The 21134-nt window shown below is 64.1% G+C and carries 21 protein-coding genes; 8 read left to right on the top strand and 13 right to left on the bottom strand.

The annotated features are described in order from the left end of the window. Window positions 1-63: 63 nt before the first annotated feature. Together N2602_RS28675 and N2602_RS28670 are read left to right on the top strand one after the other, a co-directional pair. Window positions 64-717, top strand: coding sequence for a ubiquinol-cytochrome c reductase iron-sulfur subunit (locus N2602_RS28675; RefSeq protein WP_260380168.1), 654 nt, complete (start codon window positions 64-66; stop codon window positions 715-717). A 131-nt stretch (window positions 718-848) separates the two neighbouring features. Next, window positions 849-2576: a methanol/ethanol family PQQ-dependent dehydrogenase gene (locus N2602_RS28670; RefSeq protein WP_212255532.1), complete on the top strand. Its 1728-nt coding sequence runs from the start codon at window positions 849-851 to the stop codon at window positions 2574-2576. 293 nt (window positions 2577-2869) lie between these two features. Here N2602_RS28670 and N2602_RS28665 read toward each other — a convergent pair whose 3' ends face one another. The 7 genes from N2602_RS28665 to xoxF5 form a co-directional block, all read right to left on the bottom strand. Then, the gene (locus N2602_RS28665) at window positions 2870-3127 is read right to left on the bottom strand and encodes a hypothetical protein (protein ID WP_260380167.1); all 258 of its coding nucleotides are present in this window, start codon (window positions 3125-3127) and stop codon (window positions 2870-2872) included. A gap of 55 nt (window positions 3128-3182) precedes the next feature. Next, the gene (locus N2602_RS28660; RefSeq protein ID WP_260380166.1) at window positions 3183-5495 is read right to left on the bottom strand and encodes a molybdopterin cofactor-binding domain-containing protein; all 2313 of its coding nucleotides are present in this window, start codon (window positions 5493-5495) and stop codon (window positions 3183-3185) included. A 1-nt stretch (window position 5496) separates the two neighbouring features. Continuing rightward, the gene (locus N2602_RS28655) at window positions 5497-5949 is read right to left on the bottom strand and encodes a (2Fe-2S)-binding protein (protein WP_025037743.1); all 453 of its coding nucleotides are present in this window, start codon (window positions 5947-5949) and stop codon (window positions 5497-5499) included. A 614-nt stretch (window positions 5950-6563) separates the two neighbouring features. Further along, the gene (gene gfa, locus N2602_RS28650; RefSeq protein ID WP_172785586.1) at window positions 6564-7127 is read right to left on the bottom strand and encodes an S-(hydroxymethyl)glutathione synthase; all 564 of its coding nucleotides are present in this window, start codon (window positions 7125-7127) and stop codon (window positions 6564-6566) included. 31 nt (window positions 7128-7158) lie between these two features. Then, a complete protein-coding gene (locus N2602_RS28645) occupies window positions 7159-8268 on the bottom strand; it encodes an S-(hydroxymethyl)glutathione dehydrogenase/class III alcohol dehydrogenase (protein ID WP_260380165.1) in 1110 nt (369 codons plus the stop codon). Between the two features lie 60 nt (window positions 8269-8328). After that, window positions 8329-8850, bottom strand: a complete 522-nt coding sequence (locus N2602_RS28640) for a c-type cytochrome, methanol metabolism-related (RefSeq protein WP_172785585.1) — start codon at window positions 8848-8850, stop codon at window positions 8329-8331. Between the two features lie 80 nt (window positions 8851-8930). Then, window positions 8931-10736 carry a lanthanide-dependent methanol dehydrogenase XoxF5 gene (xoxF5, locus tag N2602_RS28635; protein WP_212255260.1) on the bottom strand — a complete coding sequence of 602 codons (1806 nt, stop codon included), beginning with the start codon at window positions 10734-10736 and terminating at the stop codon, window positions 8931-8933. A 513-nt stretch (window positions 10737-11249) separates the two neighbouring features. On the opposite strand from xoxF5, the gene N2602_RS28630 reads away from it, so the two are divergent. Next, window positions 11250-12218 carry a helix-turn-helix domain-containing protein gene (locus N2602_RS28630; RefSeq protein ID WP_172785583.1) on the top strand — a complete coding sequence of 323 codons (969 nt, stop codon included), beginning with the start codon at window positions 11250-11252 and terminating at the stop codon, window positions 12216-12218. 50 nt (window positions 12219-12268) lie between these two features. On the opposite strand, the gene N2602_RS28625 is transcribed toward N2602_RS28630, so the two are convergent. The 6 genes from N2602_RS28625 to N2602_RS28600 form a co-directional block, all read right to left on the bottom strand. Further along, window positions 12269-12694 (bottom strand): hypothetical protein, encoded by a 426-nt coding sequence (locus tag N2602_RS28625; RefSeq protein ID WP_212255262.1) that lies wholly within the window; start codon window positions 12692-12694, stop codon window positions 12269-12271. Window positions 12695-12818: 124 nt separating this feature from the next. Continuing rightward, window positions 12819-13808, bottom strand: a complete 990-nt coding sequence (locus N2602_RS28620) for a tripartite tricarboxylate transporter substrate binding protein (RefSeq protein WP_212255264.1) — start codon at window positions 13806-13808, stop codon at window positions 12819-12821. A 111-nt stretch (window positions 13809-13919) separates the two neighbouring features. Further along, complete coding sequence (locus tag N2602_RS28615; protein ID WP_260380164.1) at window positions 13920-14939, bottom strand: FUSC family protein; 1020 nt, start codon at window positions 14937-14939, stop codon at window positions 13920-13922. Window positions 14940-15191: 252 nt separating this feature from the next. Then, complete coding sequence (locus N2602_RS28610) at window positions 15192-16121, bottom strand: ABC transporter substrate-binding protein (RefSeq protein WP_172785579.1); 930 nt, start codon at window positions 16119-16121, stop codon at window positions 15192-15194. Beyond that, complete coding sequence (locus N2602_RS28605; protein WP_172785578.1) at window positions 16118-16474, bottom strand: cytochrome c; 357 nt, start codon at window positions 16472-16474, stop codon at window positions 16118-16120. Before N2602_RS28605 ends, N2602_RS28610 begins: the two co-directional genes overlap by 4 nt. Before the next feature lie 10 nt (window positions 16475-16484). Continuing rightward, entirely contained in the window at window positions 16485-18149 is a 1665-nt protein-coding gene (locus N2602_RS28600) for a methanol/ethanol family PQQ-dependent dehydrogenase (RefSeq protein ID WP_172785577.1), read from the bottom strand. A gap of 288 nt (window positions 18150-18437) precedes the next feature. On the opposite strand from N2602_RS28600, the gene N2602_RS28595 reads away from it, so the two are divergent. From N2602_RS28595 to N2602_RS28575, 5 genes are all read left to right on the top strand, one after another. Then, entirely contained in the window at window positions 18438-18830 is a 393-nt protein-coding gene (locus N2602_RS28595) for a calcium-binding protein (protein WP_172785576.1), read from the top strand. Between the two features lie 141 nt (window positions 18831-18971). Continuing rightward, window positions 18972-19301 (top strand): hypothetical protein, encoded by a 330-nt coding sequence (locus N2602_RS28590; protein ID WP_246570752.1) that lies wholly within the window; start codon window positions 18972-18974, stop codon window positions 19299-19301. A 218-nt stretch (window positions 19302-19519) separates the two neighbouring features. Beyond that, window positions 19520-19600, top strand: coding sequence for a pyrroloquinoline quinone precursor peptide PqqA (gene pqqA, locus N2602_RS28585; RefSeq protein WP_008562446.1), 81 nt, complete (start codon window positions 19520-19522; stop codon window positions 19598-19600). Window positions 19601-19827: 227 nt separating this feature from the next. Continuing rightward, window positions 19828-20697, top strand: a complete 870-nt coding sequence (locus N2602_RS28580; RefSeq protein ID WP_172785574.1) for a hypothetical protein — start codon at window positions 19828-19830, stop codon at window positions 20695-20697. Between the two features lie 221 nt (window positions 20698-20918). After that, entirely contained in the window at window positions 20919-21128 is a 210-nt protein-coding gene (locus tag N2602_RS28575; protein ID WP_172785573.1) for a hypothetical protein, read from the top strand. Window positions 21129-21134: the final 6 nt, after the last annotated feature.

The following is a 21134-nucleotide window of genomic DNA, read 5'->3' as shown; positions in this document are numbered from 1 at the left end:
GATGCACTGCGGCGCCAAGTCTTCGCCTTGTTTTCGGCAGAGTTCCAGCGCCTGCTAACGGGCATGGTTCGCGCATCGGTCGATACTAATTCACAATCCTCAGAGAGTGCTGCGGAACCCGACGTCGATGCGGGTGCCGAGCAGACGCGGCGATCCATGCTGCTCGGTGCGCTCGCGACGACAGCGTGCCTCGGCTGTTCCACCCAGGCCCGCGCAGGTGAGGATCCGCCCGGCTCGGATGAGCGGCCGCAGAAAGGCGACCTGCTCGTCTTCTCCGAAGGTGACCAGGAGGGAAAGCTCATCACCGCGGCCGATCTCAAGGCCGGCGGACCGCCGGTCCATGCCTGGCCGAAGGACCCCACCTCAGCGGTGGTGCGCAGCGCCTCACGGCTCAACGAGATCCTGATCATCAAGCTTGATCCCGCCGACCTCGACGAGAAGACCCGCGCGCGGGCCGTCGACGGCATCATCGCCTATTCGGCGATCTGCTCGCATGCGGGCTGTCCCGTCACTGCCTGGGTGAAGAGCGATGTCGGCGACAAGGAGGTGTTCAAGTGCATGTGCCACAACTCCGAATTCGATCCCCGCGCGGGCGCGCAGGTCGTGTTCGGGCCGGCACCGCGGCGGCTTGCAGCGCTGCCGCTGGCGCTCGCTGACGGTTCGCTCAGCGTCGCCGGCAATTTCATGGGAAAGGTAGGTGGCACACAGCCAGGATGATGGACGGATGCGGGCTGAGCCCGCGTCACGAACGGCCGCCTCCGCCGACGCGGCGGACGACGGGACGAACGACAAGAATTCACAACAAGAATTCAAGCGGATGAAAAAGGGGAACGTCCATGAAACTCTCCATGACCAGGAAGCAATTCTACCTGTCCGGCTTCGTCGCCTTCACCTGCCTCGTTTCGACCGCCGCGCTGGCTGGCCCGATCGAGAATTATTCGCCCGTCACTTCGCAGCGGCTCGAAAATCCGGAGCCAGGCAATTGGATGCTCTACCGGCGCACCTATGACGGGCAGGGCTTTAGCCCGCTCGACCAGATCAATACCTCCAACGTGAAGAACCTCACACCGGTCTGGACCTTCGCCACCGGCGTGGTCGAAGGCCATCAGGCACCGCCGATCGTCAACAATGGCGCGATGTTCGTGACGACCCCGATGGGGCAGGTGATCGCGCTGAATGCGAAGACCGGCGACGAATACTGGCGCTACAAGCGGCAGCTTCCTGACGATCTGTTCCAGCTGCATCCGACCAACCGCGGCGTCGGCCTCTGGGAGGACAAGCTCTACCTCGCCACCACGGACGACCACGTGGTCGCGCTCGATGCCAAGACCGGCAAGGTGCTGTGGGACACGAAGGTGCAGGACTACAGGAAGGGCCAGTACCTGACCCTGATGCCATTGATCGTTGACGGTAAGGTCATCGTCGGCGGCTCCGGCGGCGAGTTCGGCGTGCGTGGCTACATCGTGGCTTATGATGCCAAGGACGGCAAGGAGCTGTGGCGGACCTACACCATCCCCGGTGAAGGCGAGCCCGGTCACGACACCTGGCAAGGCGACGACTGGAAGAACGGCGGTGGGTCGGCCTGGATGACAGGCAATTACGACAAAGAGACCAAGACGATCTATTGGGGTGTCGGCAACGCCGCGCCGTGGCCGGGCGACTCGCATCCCGGCGACAATCTCTACACGTCATCAGTGCTCGCGCTCGATCCCAACACCGGCAAGATCAAGACCTATCACCAGTATCACCAGAACGATTCCTGGGATTGGGACGAGGTCGAAGCACCGATGCTGATCGACCTGCAACGCGATGGCCGCAACATCAAGAGCCTGGTCCATCCGGGACGCGACGCGATCTTCTGGGTGCTCGAGCGCACGCCGACCAAGATCAACTACGTCGCCGGCTGGCCGTTCGTCTTCACCGACGTCTGGAAGGGCATCGAACCCGAGACCGGCAAGCCGATCGTCGACCCCGCGCACAAGCCGGTCATGGGCAAGCGCGTGGAGTTCTGCCCGTCGCTGTGGGGCGGCAAGGACTGGCCGTCGGCGGCCTACAGCCAGAAGACCGGCCTCGTCTACGTGCCCGCCAACGAGAATTTCTGCGGCGGCTTTACCGGCGAGAAAGTGCCGCTCAAGCCGGGCGAGCTCTGGCTCGGCACCAAGCCGGAAGATATCGGCCTGAAGACGAAGCCGGGTGCGGATCATTTTGGCGAGCTCCAGGCCTGGGATCCCGCAACCGGCAAGAAGGTCTGGCAGCACAACTTCCCAAAGTCGCAACTGTTCGGATCGGTCACGGCGACCGCGGGCGATCTCGTCTTCGTCGGAGGGACCAACGACCGCTATTTCCGCGCCTTCCACGCCAAGACGGGCGAATTGTTGTGGGAGCAGAAGACCAACTCCGGCATCGTCGGCATGCCGGTGTCCTACGAGATCGACGGCACGCAATACATCGCGATCCAGTCGGGATGGGGCGTCGACGCGCAGCGCATCCAGGATGCGCTCGTGACCAACAACATCGGCATCGAAGCCAACGTGCCGCAGGGCGGCGTCATCTGGGTCTTCGCGCTGAAGAAATAGCTCCGCGGGCGGATCGACAGAAGCGGAGCAGCAGGGGGGTGGCGAATGCGGCGGACGGCAACGTCCGCCGCATTTTGTGGCTCTTCCTTCTCCCCTTGTGGGAGAAGGTGGCGCGAAGCGCCGGATGAGGGGTTCTATCCGCGCGCATTCATCGGGAGATTGTCGCGCAGAGGCAGACCCCTCACCCAAGTGAGTGCGCATCGACCAGCGTCGCTGCCCTCTCCCACATCCGCCTTCGCCAAGGCTTCGGTGGACAAAACCGGAGAGGGCGCATCAATGCGCAGGCGCTAAAGCTACTTCCCCTCGCGCTCGACCTTGTCCTTTTCCTTCTGGTTCATCTCGCGAATCTTGGGATCGGGGTTGTGCTGCCCGGTGGTCTGGGTGGTGGAGGCGGGCGGGGCGTTGGCGTTGGGCAGCGAATTCTGGTCGGGGCCGGTGGGGCGCGTGGCCGTGGTCGGCGGCGTCGTGCTGCTCTGGGCGAATGCGCCCGCGGCAATCAAAAGAAAGGCGCCCGACAGCGAGACTGCGAGCGCCTTTGAGATGTTGGTCATCGATCTGCTCCTGTCAGATCGATGCAAACGGCGCGAGGCCGCTTCTGTTCCGCGGCTACGCCTCCAATTGCTTGCCGATCGGAAGCGAGCGGATGCGTTTTCCCGTCGCCGCGAAGATCGCGTTGATCAGGGCCGGCGCGAACGGGGGAACACCGGGCTCGCCGACGCCGCTCGGCGGCGTGTCGGGTCCGGGCGGCACGACGTAGACGTTGGTCACCACAGGCGAGTCGTCCATCCTGACGACCTGGAAGTCGTCAAAATTCTTCTGCTGCACCTTGCCGTCCTTGAAGGTGATCTCGCCGTATTTGGCAAGGCTCAGCCCCATGATCGCCGCGCCCTCGATCTGCGAAGCGATGCGCTCGGGGTTGACGTAGGTGCCGCAATCGATCGCGGTGTCGACCCGCGGCACCGTCAGCTTGCCCTTGTCGTCGACGGCCACCTCGACGATGGTCGCGATGTAGCTGACGAAGCTGCGGTGCACGGCGATGCCGAGACCGTGGCCCTTCGGCACCTTTCGGCCCCATTCACCCTTCTCGGCGACCAGCTCGACCACCTTGCGCAGGCGCGCGGTATCGATCGGGTAGCTGTCCTGGGGCTCGCCGTAATTCCAGAGGTCCTTCACGTTGGGCTTGACGATGCGAGGCGAGCCGATCAGCTCGAGCAGCATGTCCTTCTGGTCGCGCCCTGTTGCCTGCGCGATCTCGCCGACCATCGACTGGACGGCAAAGGCGCGCGGGATGTTCGAGACCGAGCGGAACCAGCCGATGCGGGTGAACGCCGCGGCTTCCGGGTTCTCACAAGAGATGTTCGCGATCTCGAACGGCATATCGACCAGGCCCATGCCGATCTCGAACGGCGCCTGATGCACCGTGCCGGCGGCAAAGGTCGAGGCGATGCTGGGAGCCACGCTGCGATGGCGCCAGGCGATCACCTTGCCGCTCTTGTCGAGGCCGGCCTCGATCCGTTCGACCGAGACAGTGTGCAGGAAGCCGTTGTGGATGTCGTCCTCCCGCGTCCATTGCACCTTCACCGGCGCGCCGAGCTCTTTCGAGAGCAGCGCGGCTTCGAGCGCAAAGTCGCATTTCGACTTGCGTCCGAACCCGCCGCCGAGCAGGGTCACGTTGACGGTGACGTTGGCCTCGGGAATGTCGAGCGTCTTGGCGACGTCCTCGCGGGTGCCGCCGGGGCTTTGCACCGGCGCCCAGATCTCCGCCTTGTCGCCCTTGACGTCCGCGACCGCCACCGGCGGCTCCATGGAGACATGGGCGAGATGCGGGAGGTAGTACTCGCCGACGATCACCTTGTCGGCGCTCTTCAAGGCAGCGTCCGCATCGCCCTCCTTGCGCAGCACGAGGCCGGGTTTGCGCGAGGCTTCTTCGAGCTCCTTGCGGTAGGCGACCGAGTCGTATTTGCCGTTGGGGCCGTCGTCCCAGACCAGCTTCAAGGCGTCGCGGCCCTTGATCGCCGCGCCGGTGTTGCGCGCGATCACCGCAACGCCCCCGAGCGGCTGGAACTTCGACGGCCATGGCCAGCCGCGAACCTGCATCACCTTCTCGACGCCGGGGATCTTCAAGGCCTCTTCCGGCTCGAACTTGACCAGCTTGCCGCCGGTCACCGGCGGGCGGGCGATCACGGCATATTTCATGCCCGGCAGCCGCACGTCGGCTCCATAGCGCGCCTTGCCGGTGGTGATGTCATGGAGATCGACGATGCCGATCTGGCCCTTGCCGAGATAGCGGAAGTTCTTGGGGTCCTTCAGCTTGAGGCCCTCGATGCTCGGCACCGATTCCTTTGCGGCGTCGGCAGCAAGCTCGCCGAAGCCGAGCTTGCGCCCGCTGGCGCTGTGCACGACCTCGTGGTTGACCGCCTTGACCTCGGTCGCCGGCACGCCCCAGCGCTTGGCTGCGGCCTGCTCCAGCATGGTGCGGGCGGAGGCGCCGATCTGGCGCATCGGAATCAGATAATGCCGCGTGCTGCGCGAGCCGTCGGTGTCCTGGTTGCCGAATTTGACCTCGTCGCCATGGGCCTGCTGCACCTTGACCCTGGACCAGTCGGCCTCCATCTCCTCGGCCACGATCAGCGGCAGGCTGGTGCGCACGCCGGTGCCCATTTCCGAACGGTGCCCGACGATGGTGACGATGCCATCCGCGCCTACCGAAACGAAAACGCGCGGATCGACCACGACGCCATGCGGCATCTTGCCGGCGCCGGTCTCATAGGCGAGCGCCTGGCGCGACATCACGGGGGCGGCGAGCACGAAGCCGCCGGTGACGCCGAGCCCCTTCAGGATGCTTCGGCGCGTGACCTTCTCGACCTTGAGGTGCTTTTCGAAGCCGCGCAGCTTGCCGGGATTATCGATGAAGTTCATGTCACACCCCCGTCGATGCGAGATGGACGGCGTTCTCGATGCGCTGGTAGCAGCCGCAGCGGCAGATGTTGCCGGCCATCCCTTCGCGGATCTGGTCGTGCGAGGGTTTCGGGTTATCCATCAGGAGGGCCGCAGCCTGCATGATCTGGCCAGCCTGGCAGAAGCCGCATTGGGGCACGTTGAGCTGGCGCCACGCCTTCTGCACCGGGTGATCGCCATTCGGATGCAGACCCTCGATCGTGGTGACCTCGCGACCGGCGACATCGTTGACGGACGTGATGCAGGCGCGCACCGCTTGCTTGTCGACGATGACCGTGCAGGCGCCGCACAGCGCCTGGCCGCAGCCGTATTTGGTGCCGGTCAGTCCGGCCTCGTCACGCAGGAACCAGAGTAGCGGGAGATCCGGGTCGCCGTCCCAGCTCTGTTCCTGGCCGTTGATCTTCACCTTGATCATGATCGTGCCTCGCTCTTCATAAGCATGCCAAATTCAAAATTCCGCCGCCGGTCGGCGACGGTTCGTGCGTCGTCTCGCCACGTCCCGCCGTGGTCCCGCGCGGGCAAATCCCGGAGGGAGGCAGGAACGCGGATGGCGATGTCTGGATGTGCTCGATACCTCCCGTTTTCTTCTTGATTGATTGTCTTCGCGCGGCATCGTGACGGCACGACCCTAGCAGAGATCGCTCCGACCCGGCGTTCACAGCCGGGTGTTCTCACCGGGAAAAGATTGCATCGACGGTTTGTCAAAAGCAGGGCGCGTCATCCCGCCGCCTGCTCATCGAATGGGCGCAACGAAAAAAGCTTCGTCCGCCAGCAAGACCGAACGGACGAAGCAGTAGGCCTCAGTCGAGGGAGGGAGAACGCAGGACACCGCGAACTTCAAGCAGGAAGCGGTCGGTCCTGCGCAGTCATTCAGAGACCAGGACTGAGGAGCCGATGGCCCTTACTCACGCGTGGTGCAGAAGCGGCGGCATTGCGCCGCGGGTCCGGTGCGGCTCGCTGGCGGCGACGGGCGCTAGCGAGCCGAAGATGGTGTGGCCGAGGTCTGGCGGCCGGCCAGCTCGGGCCCTCTCAGGCGGCCTTGGCCTTCGCCACATGGGTTGCGATCGCATCCATCAGGGCCGGCGACAGGCAGTCATAGGGCTCGAGGCCGATCTCCTTCAGCCGCGAACGGATGCCGGCCATCTGCTCGGGCTTCACGCCCGATTCGATCACGGAGGAGACGAAGGCGGCGAATTGCGGCGCCTGCGAGCCCTGCTCCTGGAACAGTTCGGGATGGATGAAATCGAGGCCGTAGAACGGATGGTTCTTGTTCTCGATCCGGCCGTACATGTGCGTACCGCAGGCCCTGCAGGCGTAGCGCTGGATCACCGCCGAGGGATCGACGATCTGGAGCTTGTCGCCGTTCTCGAGCACGGTGACGTTCTGGCGCGGCACCACGGCGACGACGGAGAAGGTCGCGCCCTGCGGCTTCCAGCATTTGGTGCAGCCGCAGGCATGGTTGTGGGCGACGTCGCCCTTGACGCCGACCTTCACCGGGTGGTCGCTGCATTTGCAGACCAGCGTGCCGCCGGCGAAGCTGCCGCTGCCTTGCTTGATGCCGTTGTCGATCGAGGGATGGAGTGCAACAGTCATGGTCGATCCTCCTTGGTGTGACGTTTTCGAGCTAGAACACGACGACTGAACGGATGGATTTGCCCTCGTGCATGAGGTCAAAGCCCTTGTTGATCTCCTCGAGCTTGAGCACGTGGGTGATCATCGGATCGATCTGGATCTTTCCGTTCATGTACCAGTCGACGATCTTCGGCACGTCGGTGCGCCCGCGCGCGCCGCCGAAGGCCGTGCCGCGCCAGTTGCGGCCGGTGACGAGCTGGAACGGGCGGGTGGCGATCTCCTTGCCGGCCTCGGCGACGCCGATGATGATCGAGGTGCCCCAGCCGCGATGGCAGGCTTCCAGCGCCTGGCGCATCACGGTGGTGTTGCCGGTGCAGTCGAAGGTGTAGTCGGCGCCCCCGTCGGTGAGGCCGACGAGGTGCTGAACGATGTCGCCGGTGATCTTCTTCGGGTTGACGAAGTCGGTCATGCCGAACCTGCGACCCCATTCCTCCTTGGAATCGTTGATGTCCACGCCGATGATCTTGTCGGCGCCGGCCATCTTGGCGCCCTGGATGACGTTGAGGCCGATGCCGCCGAGGCCGAACACGACCACGTTGGAGCCCGGCGTGACCTTGGCGGTATTGACGACGGCGCCGACGCCGGTGGTGACGCCGCAACCGATGTAGCAGCTCTTGTCGAACGGCGCGTCCTCGCGGATCTTGGCAACGGCGATCTCGGGCAGCACGGTGAAGTTCGAGAAGGTCGAGCAGCCCATATAGTGGTAGATCGGCTTGCCCTTGTAGGAGAAGCGGCTGGTGCCGTCGGGCATCACGCCCTTGCCCTGCGTCGCGCGGATCGCGGTGCAGAGATTGGTCTTCTGGCTGAGGCAGCTTTTGCACTGCCGGCATTCCGGCGTGTAGAGCGGGATGACGTGATCGCCCGGTTTCACCGAGGTCACGCCCGGGCCGATCTCGCGGATGATGCCGGCCCCCTCATGTCCCAGGATCGACGGGAAGATTCCCTCGCTGTCGAAGCCGTCGAGCGTGTAGGCGTCGGTATGGCAGATGCCCGTCGCCTTGATCTCGACCAGGACTTCGCCGGCCTTCGGGCCTTCCAGATCGACCTCGACGATCTCGAGCGGCTTCTTGGCTTCGAAAGCAACGGCGGCATGTGTCTTCATCGGTAGCTCCTCAAATTCGCATCAGACGCCAAGAAGTAGTCTTGGCCGCCTTCGTAACGTTCATTTCTTGCCCATGCAGGCGTCTTCAGCCTTGGTGTAGGCCTCCGTCTTCTCCTCCTTTTTCGAAGGACGCTGCCGGCCCCAGGCTTCGGTGGAGCGCGCGCGGAGATAGACATAGAGGTCGTCCATGTAGCAGGCGACGTTCGGGTTGTCGCCGAACGCCGGCATGACGTTCTCCTGCGCGGTCGAGATGTTCTTGCGGCCAGAGGCGACCACGCCGAGGAAGTCGCCGTAGCTCATCGACTTGACGGAATCCTTCAGCGCCGGCGCGTAGGTCGATCCCATGCCGTCGGGGCCGTGGCACACGTGACAGTCCGAGTGATAGCGGCGGTATCCGGAATAGGTGAACCAGTCCACGGTGCCGTCGGCCGAAATCTTGTAGGTGGGATTGCCCTCCTTATCGAGCCACTTTCCGTCGTCTTCCTTCTTCACGGCAGCCGGATCGCCCGGACCGTCCGCGACCGCAATTCCTCCGGACGCAACCAAGATCGTCGCAGCAATGACAAAGCAGATTTTACGCAAGAGTTTTTCCCTCGGCCGGCATTCGGTGGAGACGAGCCGGCGCGTGGAGCGATCCACGCGCCGGAGCGATGCTGACGGATTTAGTTCGGCAGCGAGAACACGGTCAGCGTACCGCCGAGCGCCGTGTAGTTGCTGAGGGCCGCGTAGCCGCCGACGGCACCGAGGCCTGCGGTCGGATCGGTCAGACCTGCCGCCAGACCGATGCCGGCCCAGCCACCCACGCCGGAGAGCACGGCAACGTACTGCTTGCCGTTGTTCTCATAGGTGGTGACGTTGCCGATGATGCCGGAGGGAGTCTTGAACTTGTAGAGCTCCTTGCCGGACTTGGCATCGACCGCCTTCAGGTAGCCTTCGAGCGTGCCGTAGAACACCACGCCGCCGGCGGTTGCGAGCGCACCCGACCAGACCGAGAACTGCTCCTTGTTCGACCAGACGATCTTGCCGGTCTTGCCGTCCCAGGCGATGAAGTTGCCCATGTGGCTTTCACCCTGCGGCGGATACATCGAGAGCGTCGCACCCACATAGGGCTGGCCCGCGGTGTAGCTCACCTTGAACGGCTCGTAGTCCATGCAGACGTGGTTGGTCGGAACGTAGAACAGCTGCGTGTCCGGCGAGTAGGCTGCCGGCTGCTCGTCCTTGGTACCGAGCGCGGCCGGGCAGATGCCCTTCACGTTGACGTCCTCGCCGGCCTTGTCGGTCGAGGCCGCGTCGAGCACCTTCGGCCGGCCGTAGGTCGGCGAGTTCTTGTCCATGTCGACGCCGGAGGTCCAGTTCACCTTCGGATCGTATTTTTCGGCGACCAGCAGCTCGCCGTTCTCGCGATCCATCGTGTAGGCGAGGCCGTTGCGGTCGAAATGGGTCAGGAGCTTGCGCGGCTGGCCGTTGATCTGCTGATCCGTGAGGATCATCTCGTTGACGCCGTCATAGTCCCACTCGTCGTGGGGCGTCATCTGGTAGACCCACTTGGCCATGCCGGAGTCCGCATCGCGCGCGAAGATGGTCATCGACCATTTGTTGTCGCCCGGACGCTGCTTCGGATTCCAGGTCGAAGGATTGCCCGAGCCGTAATAGACCATGTTCAAAGCGGGATCGTAGGAGATCCAGCCCCAGGTGCAGCCGCCGCCGATCTTCCACTGATCGCCCTGCCAGGTCTTCAGGCTGGAGTCGGCTCCGACCGGCTTGCCGAGCGCGGTGGTCTTGGCCGGATCGAACTTGATCTGGTCATCCGGGCCTTCGGAATAGGCGCGCCAGACCTGCTTGCCGCTCTTGAGGTCGTATGCGGTGACGTGGCACTGCACGCCGAACTCGCCGCCGGAGATGCCGACCAGGACCTTGTCCTTGACGACCAGCGCGGCCGACGTGCCGGTCTCGCCCTTCGCAGGATTGCCGTTGGTCGCCGACCAGGCCACCTGGCCGGTCTTGGCGTCGAGTGCGACGAGGTTGGTGTCGGCCTGATGCAGGATGATCTTGCCGTCGCCGTAGGACAGGCCGCGGTTGACGGTGTCGCAGCACATCACGGGGATGACGTTGGGATCCTGCTTCGGCTCGTACTTCCAGATGATCTTGTTCTCGTTGGAAAGGTCAATGGCGTAGACCTTGTTCGGGAATGGCGTGTGGACGTACATGACGTTGCCGATGATCAGCGGGCCGCCTTCATGGCCGCGCAGCACGCCGGTCGAGAACGTCCAGGCGACCTGAAGCTTGCCGACGTTCTGAGCGTTGATCTGGTTCAGCTTGGAATAGCGGGTGTTCGCATAGTCGCCCGCCGGCATCACCCAGTCCTTGGGGTTCTGCGACATCTTGATCAGCTCGTCATTGGCTGAGGCGCTGCCGACGGCGAGAGCCGCCGCGGAGCCGAGATAGGTCGCCAGTAGCACCTTGCGCATAGGTTATTCCTCCGTTGGTCTCGTTTATTGTTTCCGAAGCATTGCTCAATCACCGGGCTTCTCGTCCGGCGTCTGCTCGTGCAGGGCGGTCACGTTGGGACCAGAAACGATGCTGTGCTGTTTCCTCCTCCTGATGAGAGCCACGGGTCCACGTGCAGGAGCGGCCCGTTCTTGTTGTTCCTGCCGCAATCCCTAACGGCTTCGCCATCGGGAAACTTGCCCAAGAGAGAAGGCGGTTTGCTCGACAGCGCACGGAGGTGAAGATTTTGATTTTGCAGTAGCGAATTCAGCGGCTTCGGTGCGTCCTTGAGACCGCCTCCGCGCTCAGGTTCCCCTTGACGGCGCTGCAACTAAGGCGGAGGATTAAGTTTCAAGAGTGGCAATGGAACGATGGCGCTCGTTGCAAGAGACCGCTCAAATGCGAGGTAAACGTCACGCAATCACGGCTGAGGGCTCCGGCAGCGCTGGTTGCGATTCGCGCCGAATCTCCGGATCAAATCAGTGGCTGGATTAATGTCCGACACCATTCACACGCTCTCGACGACCGGAATGACGCCGAAGCGGCAGATCCAGAGCTGGATCGACGGGCTCACGAGCCTGTGCGGGCATTTCGACGTCGATCCCCTGGAGGCGTCCTCGCTCGAAGGTCGCATCGATTACACCACGGTCTCGCGCCTGAAGCTCTGCCAGATCGAGGTCAGTCAGCATCGCATCGCGCACACGCTGGCGCGCGCCAAGGCCAATGAACACCCGTACATAAAAATCCACTTCCAGACCTACGGCGTGTCTTATTTCGAACAAGAAGGCCGGCACATCGAGATCAACCCCGGCGACATCATCGCCTATGACGTCTCCTGTCCGCATTCGATCATCAGTCCCGCCTTTACCCGTCATGACGTGGTGATCGTGCCGAAGGCGCTGCTGCGCGACCGCGGATTCCCGTCGCAGCGGATGCCGGCCTGCAAATTGACCGCGAAGACGGGGACCGGGCGGATCGCTCACGATTTCGTCCATGCCGCCTTCGACGAGGCGGCAAAGCTGTCGGCCAACAGCGCGGTCGGCGTCGCCGATTCGCTGATCGACCTGTTGCTGCTGCCGCTGCGCGAGGCCGACACGATGTTCGATCGTGTCGGGCCCGAAGCGATGTATGTGCGCGCGCAGTTCTTCATCCGCGAACACTTGCGCGACCCGGATTTGTGCATCGACCAGATCTCGGCCGAGCTCGGTTGCTCCAAGCGCTATCTGCACATGCTGTTCTCCGAGCGCGGCACCACGGTGAGCGACTACATCTGGCAGGCGCGGCTGCAGAACTGCCGCCAGGAGCTCGAGGCCCACGCCGGCAAGACCATCACCGACGTCGCCTTCTCCTGGGGGTTCTCCAGCTCATCGCATTTCAGCCGGGTGTTCCGAAAATACTTCGGCGTGGTGCCGTCCTCGATCCACAAGGCCCAGCAGGGCGCGGCGAGCTCGGGCGAGCATTAGACGTTCTCAAGCGAATGCTCCACGCGAACGCTCGCATGGTGTCGCGCCTGTCAGGCCGGCATGGCGACATAGGGAATGCCGGCCACGAGCGCGACCAGCAGCACCGCGTTCCCCAGCATTCCGCTCCAATGCAGCCGGCGTAACCGACGCGCGGCCTCGGCGTCACCGGCGTCCCGCGCGCTGAGCTGGTCGTCGAACCGTTGCATGAACCAGGGGCGGCCCCAGATCGCCAGGGCCGTGATCATGCCGACGCCGAAGGCGGCAAGCAGGCGGCCGTCGAGCAGCAGCGCCACCGTTCCAATGGCGCCGGCGACGCGCATCACCAGAAAATGGGCGTTGAACATTCCGCGCAGCAGCTGAGCGACGGGTTGAATATCGAGCCTCACCAGCAGGAAAGCGGGCGATGCCAGCGTGAAATAGCCCATCGGAAACAGCAGGATGATCATAACGGCGACGGCGACTGCATCCGGTGTCATGCGATCGACCTTCCTTGTCCGCAGAGGCGCACAATCATAGCGGGAAAATGCGCCTCCGACACTAGGCTTTGGTCGGACTCCGGTCGGGGAGGGAGCAGCCGGCGTGCTGGCCATGTCTCCAAGTTCAGGCCGGCTCGAGGCCGAGCGCCTGCGCGCTCTCGATCCAGATCGGCAGCTCGCGCTGGTACAGCGCGTTTGTTTCCTTGAATCCGATCGCGGGTTCGAGCACGAAGGTCGCGAGAACCTCCTTCACCTTCGGATCGTTGTTGGCGGCGACGCAGAGCTCGGCGATGCGATCGACCACCGGCTGCGGCGTCGCCTTGGGCACAACCCAGCCGGTGAACCCGCTCACGGTGAAGAATTTCGACGTCGCGCCCTGTTCCGGCAGCGTCTTGACGTTCGGGATCGCGTCGACCTTCTTCGAATGCACGGCGAACACCGTGCCGCGGTCGCTTTGCAGCACCGACTGCGCGGCCGTGTAGCTGCCCATCGCGGCATCGAGGGTGCCTTCCAGCATTCCCGTCCACATCGGCGCCTCGCCGCGGTAGTGCACCGGCTCGATGTTGAGGCCGTATTGCTTGTTGAGCTCGTTGATCGTCATGTGCGGGGCCGAGCCCGCGCTGTAGGTGCCGAAGTTCACCTTGCCGCTCTTGCGCGCGAAGGCGACGAAATCCTCCAGCGTCTTGACCCCGGTCTTGGGGTTCGCGACCAGCAACAGGCCCGCGCCCGGAATGACGCTGACGAGTGTCAGATCCTTGTCCATGTCGTAGCCGGGATTCTTCATCACCACCCGGTTCATGATGTAGGTGGTCGAAATCGAGCACAGGATGGTGTGGCCGTCGGGTTCGGCGCGGGCGACCTCCGCCGTGCCGATCGCGCCGGCGGCGCCGGGCTTGTTCTCGATGACGACGGTCTTGCCGACCTGCTTGGAGATGAACTCGCCATAGGCGCGCGCGAGCAGGTCGGTCTGGCCGCCGGCCGGATAGCTGCAAACCATGCGAATCTGCCGCGCCGGCCAGCTGCCTTGCGCGGAGGCGCCGCGCGAAACGAAAGGCATTGCGAATGCGCTGGTGCCGGCGGCGATGAAGTGGCGGCGATCGAGCTTGGCGGACATGATTCTCTCCCGGATTTTTGCCGAACCTACTGCATCAGGCCGTCGCTGCCATGCGCCGCAGGCGAGACAGATTGGCGCATTCGATTGGCTTGCGCGGTGCCTATTCGCTGATCACCCGGAGGTTCGTGCCTTCCGTATCAGCCGCGGCCAAACGATCTCCGTCAGGGCTACTGCGATAAGACCGAACGTGCCGCCGATCAGCACGTTGACAATGCGCTCCTCGGCGATCCCGCTGGCGCCGCCGGCAAAGGACGCCGCCAGCGCGATGAAGAAGCAGCGCAGGCCGAAGCCGACGACATAGCGGGAGAACGAGATCAGCGTGAGGGTGGCTGCGAGAACAGCCACTGCATAGCCGATGCGGCTTTGCGGCAGGGCAAGGCCTGCGACAAAGCCCAGCGGCACGCCGAGAAAAGCGCCGATCGCGCGCTGCTTCAGCTTGTCGGTGGAGGCGGCGAGATCGCCGACGACGACGCTTGCAGCCGACCACATCACCCATTGCCCCTGCGCGAGGTCGAGGATCTCGACCAGCGCTGCTGATGCGAACACCGCCATGGCGGTCGCGAGCGCGGGCAGAAACCACTCGGCGGCGGCTGGCCCGAACGAAGCCGCCCCGGTGCCGCCGCGCCGCCGCTGGTCATAGATCTGGATGGCACAGACCAGCGCCAGCGCGACCGGAGAGGAGACGATGATGACGCCGGCGTGGCGTAGCGCCTCGGACGGACTGAGACCCTCCCGCACCTCGCAGGCGAGATAGACGGCGGGGATGAACACCCAATTGCCGAGTGTGCGGAAATGCTCGCCATGGCGCGTCCCCGCCACCGCAAGGAAGCCGGCGAGCGCCGTCAGCGCTACGAAGAGCGGCTTGATCGGAGCGGCCAGAAACAGCGCGGCAAAGGTGACGAGAATGGCTAGGTAGTGCCACACAACGATTTTTGGCGCCAGACGCAGCCGCAGCGCCGGAATGAGCAACGAAACCGCGACCAGTCCGAGATTGAGCAACGCCGTTTCGCGCGCGATGAAATAGGCGGCGACGATCGGGCCGACAACGATCAGCGCGCGCAAGAGCTCGCGGGTCTTGATCTCGCGGGCGAGGAGGTCGCGCAGGTTGCTGGCGATGGCCGGGGAATTCACGGGGCACCGATGGCGAATGAAATGCGAGCATCATACGGTTCGGGCCGCCACTAGGCGAGTCGATGCCGTCGGACTCCCGCAAGAGGTACGCTGCCGCTACTCCACACTCCGTCATTGCGAGCGCAGCGAAGCAATCCAGAATCTTTCCGTGGAGGGACTCTGGATTGCTTCGCTGCGCTCGCAACGACGGTGTTGATGTAGCTATGCATGCTCCAAAACTGAGGATGCAGCCGGGCACGAAAGCCCTTACCGTCACCGCTGGATGATCTTCGTCCAGACATCGCCGAGGATGGCGGGCTCGCGCGGCGGCAGATAGGTGAGGCCGGCCTGCTTGCCGAATTCTCCGATCCTGCCCGAAGCCGTGAGCTCCGTCAGCGCCTTGTTGACGGCCTCGATCAGCGCGCCGTCGCTGGCGAGCCCGACATAGCCGCGATTGGCGCCGATCGGGTAATAGTAGCCGGACGCCGTGATCGCCGTGTCCGGGTGTGCGGCGCGATGGGCGTCGAAGCGGGCAAGATCGATCAGCGTCGCGTCATGGTCGCCGCGCTCGAGCGCGCCGAGGAGATCGTCGCGGCCGGGGACGAGGTGGGTGATGTTGTCGATCAGGCGTCCCTTGTCGAAGGTCATCAGGATCGCGTCGCCGAGCGACCCGCTTTCGATGACGAGACGAAGGCCGGCGAGATCGCCGATGTCGCCGACCTTGCGCCGCTGCGCCTTCGGCCCCAGCACCACCGTCATCGGCGAATAGATGTAGGGCTGGCTCGGCGCGAGCACGCCGAGCGGGACGCGACGTCGCCGATCGTCGCGCGTGGCTCCGGCGAAATCCGGCAAGCGCGCCGTCTTCATGCCGGGGGCGACGAGCGAATCCTGCGTCAGCGCGTAGCCGCCGACGAGCGAGCAGCGCCCGTCCGAGAGCAGCGCGTTGGCCTCGAGCGGCGGGCTCGAATCCTCGTCCAGCTTGCTCTCGAACCACTGGATCTTCAGCGGGCGTCCCAGCCGCTCGGCGATCGCCTGCGCCAGCAGCACGTCGAAGCCGGCATCCGGCTTGCCGCGGTGATGCACCGAGAGCGGCGGCCGGTCCTCGTCGAGACAGACCTTCAGGGGATCGTCGGCCGCCAGAGCGGCCGACGCCATCGTGGACAGAAAGGCTGCCGCGCTCCAGGCAACACGCCGGCTCCTCATGGCTTTCTCCGGCTGGAGACGAAGGCCCAGAGGTTGCCGATCTCGTCGTCGCTGAGAATGTCGCCCCAGGGCGGCATCTTGTTGTTCTTGCCGTTCTTCACGGTGGTCACGAAGCGCGTCTTGTCGTCTGGGATGGCGCGCAGGTCCGGCGTGATGGTGCCGGAGTTCATCAGGTTGGGGCCGTGGCAGTGCGAGCATTTCTCGGCATAGGTCGACTTGCCGTGGTCGATCTGCGCCTGCAAGGGATTGCCGGTTGCGTCATCCGCGGCGCGGACGGTCGCCGCAAGCGCGACCGTCATCGCCGCGACGGTGGCGATCGTCGCCACCGTCTTGTGTGATACGTCGATCAGCATCGTGCCGTGGTTACTGCTTGACCGCAAAGACCCACAGCGAGCCGCCGGGCGGCACGTTGGCAAGCCGCTCGTCGCCGGAGAACAACGAGTAAACGCCGCCATAACCGCTGGTCACCGCGACGTATTGCACGCCGTCCTGTTGCCAGGTCACCGGCTGTCCCTCGATGCCGGACCCGGTCTGGAACTGCCAGAGCTTCTTGCCGGTGTCGGCGTCGAAGGCCTCGAACTCGCCGGTCAGCTGACCCGAGAACACGACGCCCCCGGCGGTCGACAGCACGCCCGAGAAGCGCGGAATGTCGCTCGGCGCCTCCCACTTGGCCTTGCCGGTCATGGGGTCGATGGCCTTGAGGTAGCCGCGCGGACCATCGTCGAACTGCCAGGGATCGGACAGGTCCATGCCGAGATACCATTCACCCTGCTTGAAGGTGACGGGCTCCGCCTTGTACTTGCCGCCGAAATTGAGCGTGTTGGCATAGGCGAGGCCGGTCTGCGGATTGAACGACATCGGCTCCCAATTCTTGCCGCCGAGGATCGACGGATAGACCGTGACCTTCTTGCCCTCGCGCGCGTCCTTGGAAACGTCGGTCTCGATCGGACGTCCGGTCTTCATGTCGATGCCGGTCGCCCAATTCACCTTCACGTAAGGATTGGCGGCGAGCAGCTTTCCGTTGGTGCGGTCGAGCACGTAAAAGAAGCCGTTGCGGTTGGCATTCATCAGCGCCTTGGTCGGCTTGCCCTCGACATTCACGTCGGCGAGCACCATCTCGGCCACGGCGTCGTAGTCGAACGGGTTGTTCGGCGAGAATTGGTAATGCCACTTGATCTTGCCGGTCTTGGGATCCATCGCCAGCACGGAGCAGGTGTAGAGATTGTCGCCGGGGCGCACGGCCGAGTTGAACGGGCCGGGATTGCCGATGCCCCAATACACCGTGTTCAGCTCGGCGTCATAAGAACCCGTGATCCAGGTCGAGCCGCCGCCGAGCTTCCAGGTGTCGCCCTTCCAGGTATCGCCGCCGGGCTCGTCCGGCGAGGGGATCGAGTGGGTCCGCCAGAGGTGCTTGCCCGTTGCCGGATCCCAGCCGTCGATGAAGCCCCTTGTGCCGAATTCGGCACCGGAGATGCCGGTGATGACGACGCCGTCGGCAACGAGCGGGGCCACCGTCATCGAATAGCCTTCCTTGATGTCGGCCGCCTTCTGCCGCCACAGCTCCTTGCCGTTCTTGGCGTCGAGCGCGATCACGTGGGCGTCGAGCGTGGTGCGGAACACCTTGCCGTCGAAGAGCGCGGCGCCGCGGTTGATGATGCCGCAGCAGACGATGCGCGGGGTCTCGGCGGGGTACTCGACCTTGGTCTTCCAGATCTGCTTGCCGGTCTTGGCATCGACCGCCATCGTCGCGTTGTGCGAGGTCACGTAGATCACGCCCTGGTACACCAGCGGCTGCGATTCCTCGCTGCGGTCGTCGTTGAATGAATAGTTCCAGACCGGGACGAGGTTCTTGACGGTGTCCTTGTTGATCTGCTTCAGCGACGAGAAGCGCTGCAGATTGTAGCCCATCCCGTAATTGAGAACGTTCGATGTGTCGGTCGCACCCTTGACGAGCTGCTCGGTGGTTTGTGCATTTGCACAGGTTGACGCAAGCATGACGAGGCCCGCGGCCATCGCAAAGCGTTTCATCCGTTCCTCCCAATATGCGCGCCTTTTGACGCTGCGACTGCAACACTCCGTCGGAAACCAAAACGCGTCAATACGAAAGTCGTACGTGGCCTGCCGATATCGTTGGCGGTCACCTGACGGAAACCTGACAAAGACAACTCGAACTTGTGCGCAGACGCTGAGAAATTCCGCGACGCGAAGGTTGTGGCGCGCGCAAGTTGCAGGTCGGGACTTGAACCGAGGTCGGCTTGTGGATTTATGTCGGCTCTGCCCCCATCGATCCGGGGGCTCTAGGTCAGGGAGGTCTCGATGATTTCGGCTCGTTCAATTGCCCTTGCACTTGTGATTGCACTGTCCGCCGGTCCGGCTTGGTCGGCCTCCGCCAATGCGGTCAAGATGTTCGACACCGACAATGACGGCACGCTTGATCTTCCCGAGGTGAAGAAGGCCGCCGCCGCCACGTTCGCAAAGCTCGATCCCGATCACGACGGCACGCTCGATGCACGCGAATTGCGTGGACGGTTGAGCGCGAAAGAACTCGCCGCCGCCGATCCGGACCGCGACGGGACCCTCACCCTCGACGAATATTTGTCGGTGGTCGAGCAGCGCTTCAATGCAGCGAACCCCGACAAGGACGGAACGCTGGACGCGAAGGAGCTGAACTCGCGCGCCGGTCGCGCGCTCGTGCGATTGCTCCGGTGAACGCCGCGATGGAACGGACATGACGGGCGCAATGTTTGCGACCATTCCGGTCTGACGCTCGGGAACATCGGGCTGCTCGGCCTGTTTCTCCGGATGTCCTGCCGTCGCCGGGGCTGCGCGGCGGGAGAAGAGGAGATGCAGATGAACACGAAGCGTTCCATTCTTGCTGCCTGCGCAATCCTGACGCTGAGCGCCGGGATTGCGGTCGCCGGCCCGTGCAACACCGGCAGCGCCAGCACTGACAAGGATGCGGGTTCTGGTCCGGTCACCGTGGGCTCCGCACAATCGCACACCTCCGGCTCGGCGAGCGATACCAGCCAGCATCCGCCGACCAGCACGATGAATCGTGCCAGCGGTGAATCGCCGGCATCGTCAGAGGATGCACAGCGGCAAATGCAGAGCGAGCCGACGGCGGCTCAGCGCGCCGCAGGCGCCAAGCCGAATGCGGAAATGGCCGACAAGGGCTGCTGACGACACCCTTGTCGATTCGACGCGCGGTGCGTTGCACAAGGCAGTGTCTCGCTGGTCGTGCTTGACCAAGAGGGAACTTGCTTTGTCCGAGAGAGAAATGTGGCCGCGAAGAATCGGCACAGACGCGCTCGGCAGACGAATCGAGGCTTGAACTGCCTTTGAGGCAGCCCTAGGTTTTTCGCCGCGCGATGTCGCGCTCAATACCTTGGGAGACCCGAATGGCTTGGAAAGCTCCGAAGATCGTGGAAGTGCCGGTCGGCATGGAAATCAACATGTACGCCTGCGCTTCGCGCAAGTAAGACCGACGACCTGCTGCGGCTTCGATGGCGAACGCCGTCGTCGCCGTGGCAGTGTCGGATCACCGCCTCGCCGTGCTCTGTGCTTTGCGGATCGACACCAAGCCGCATGTGCAGGAGCTTCAATTCTCTCCCGCAAAATCTCGACCATGCTCCGCGGCAGTGTGTTACGCTGGTGCTCGGTCAGCGCTGCTGCCGCATCAGAGCGGAGCGCGCCTTTGGGGCACGGCATGGGCGGCAGAGCCTGCAAGTTCTGGTTGGTGATCGCGTGCGCGATCGTGCTGGCGCCGGCACGTACCAGCGCCGAGGAAGGCTTTGATACCGAGCACATCTTCGGCTTCATGATCGGCACCGATGTCGGCAATGTCGGCGAGCGCGAATTCCAGAGCCAGACGACGGGGCGCTTCGGCAAAGGCGGGGTGGCCTATCGCGCCCTCGCGCAGGAGCTCGAGATCGAGGTGGTGCCGCTGCCGAATTTTCGTATCGAAGTCGGCGGCACCGCCAGCTTGCACGACATCACCGGCGTCCCTGATATCGACGATCGCCGCCAGTTCAACTTCCAGGGCATCTCGCTCGACCTGCGCTATCGCCTGCTCAACCGCGAGCGCGCGCCATTCGGCCTCACGATTGCGGCCGAGCTCCACGGCGACCGCATCGACGAGACCAGCGGCGCGAAAGGGCGGATGTACGGCACCGAATTCACGCTCGCCTTCGACCGCGAACTGATCCCGAACTTCGCCATCGGCGCCCTCAACCTGATCTACCAGCCGGAATGGGCGCGCTTCGAGATTGGAGGGGCATCCGAGAAGAGCTCGACGATCGGCGCCGCGTTTGCCGGCCTGGTGCGGGTGCGCCCCGATGTGCTGCTCGGCGGCGAGATGCGGTACTTCCGGCAATATGAGGGCATCGGCCTCGGCGAGTTCTCGGGCCAGGCTCTTTTCGTCGGCCCCACCGCCTATTTCCAGCTCTCCGAGCGCTCCCGGCTCACCATGAGCTGGAGCATGCAGGCCTGGGGGCGCCCGGCCGGCTCAGGCGGCAATCTCGATCTCGTCAATTTCGAGCGGCATCAGGCGCGATTGGTGTTCGGCGTGAATTTCTAGCGCAGAAGGTCGTCATGCCCGGGCTTGTCCCGCCTGCGCGCCGAAGCCGCTTCGGCGAGGCGAAGGCCCGGGCATCGACGTTCTTTGTTCCACGAGGCAAGGCGTGGATGGCCGGGACAAGCCCGGCCATGATGAGGCTTCGGCGCTTTGAAACTTCCCCCTCCTTGGGGCGTAGCTCCATGTGCTAATCTCTGCATCGCCCCTTGCGAGAGGATCCCGGCATGAACCCGATTGACCTGGTGGTGACTGTGTGTGCGGTGCTCTCGCCTGCGACCTGCGAAGAGCAGCATCTGGTGTTCAACTATTCCGGGTCGCCCCGCCAATGCGTCATGGCCGCGCCGCCCTATATCGCGCAATGGATCGGCGAGCATCCGAAATGGCAGGCCGTGCGGTGGCGCTGCGAATATCCGCACCCGAACGACAAGGCGTGAGCTGCA

This window comes from Bradyrhizobium sp. NC92, from assembly GCF_025200865.1.
Lineage (GTDB): Bacteria > Pseudomonadota > Alphaproteobacteria > Rhizobiales > Xanthobacteraceae > Bradyrhizobium.
This window is presented reverse-complemented; position numbering and strand designations above follow the sequence as displayed.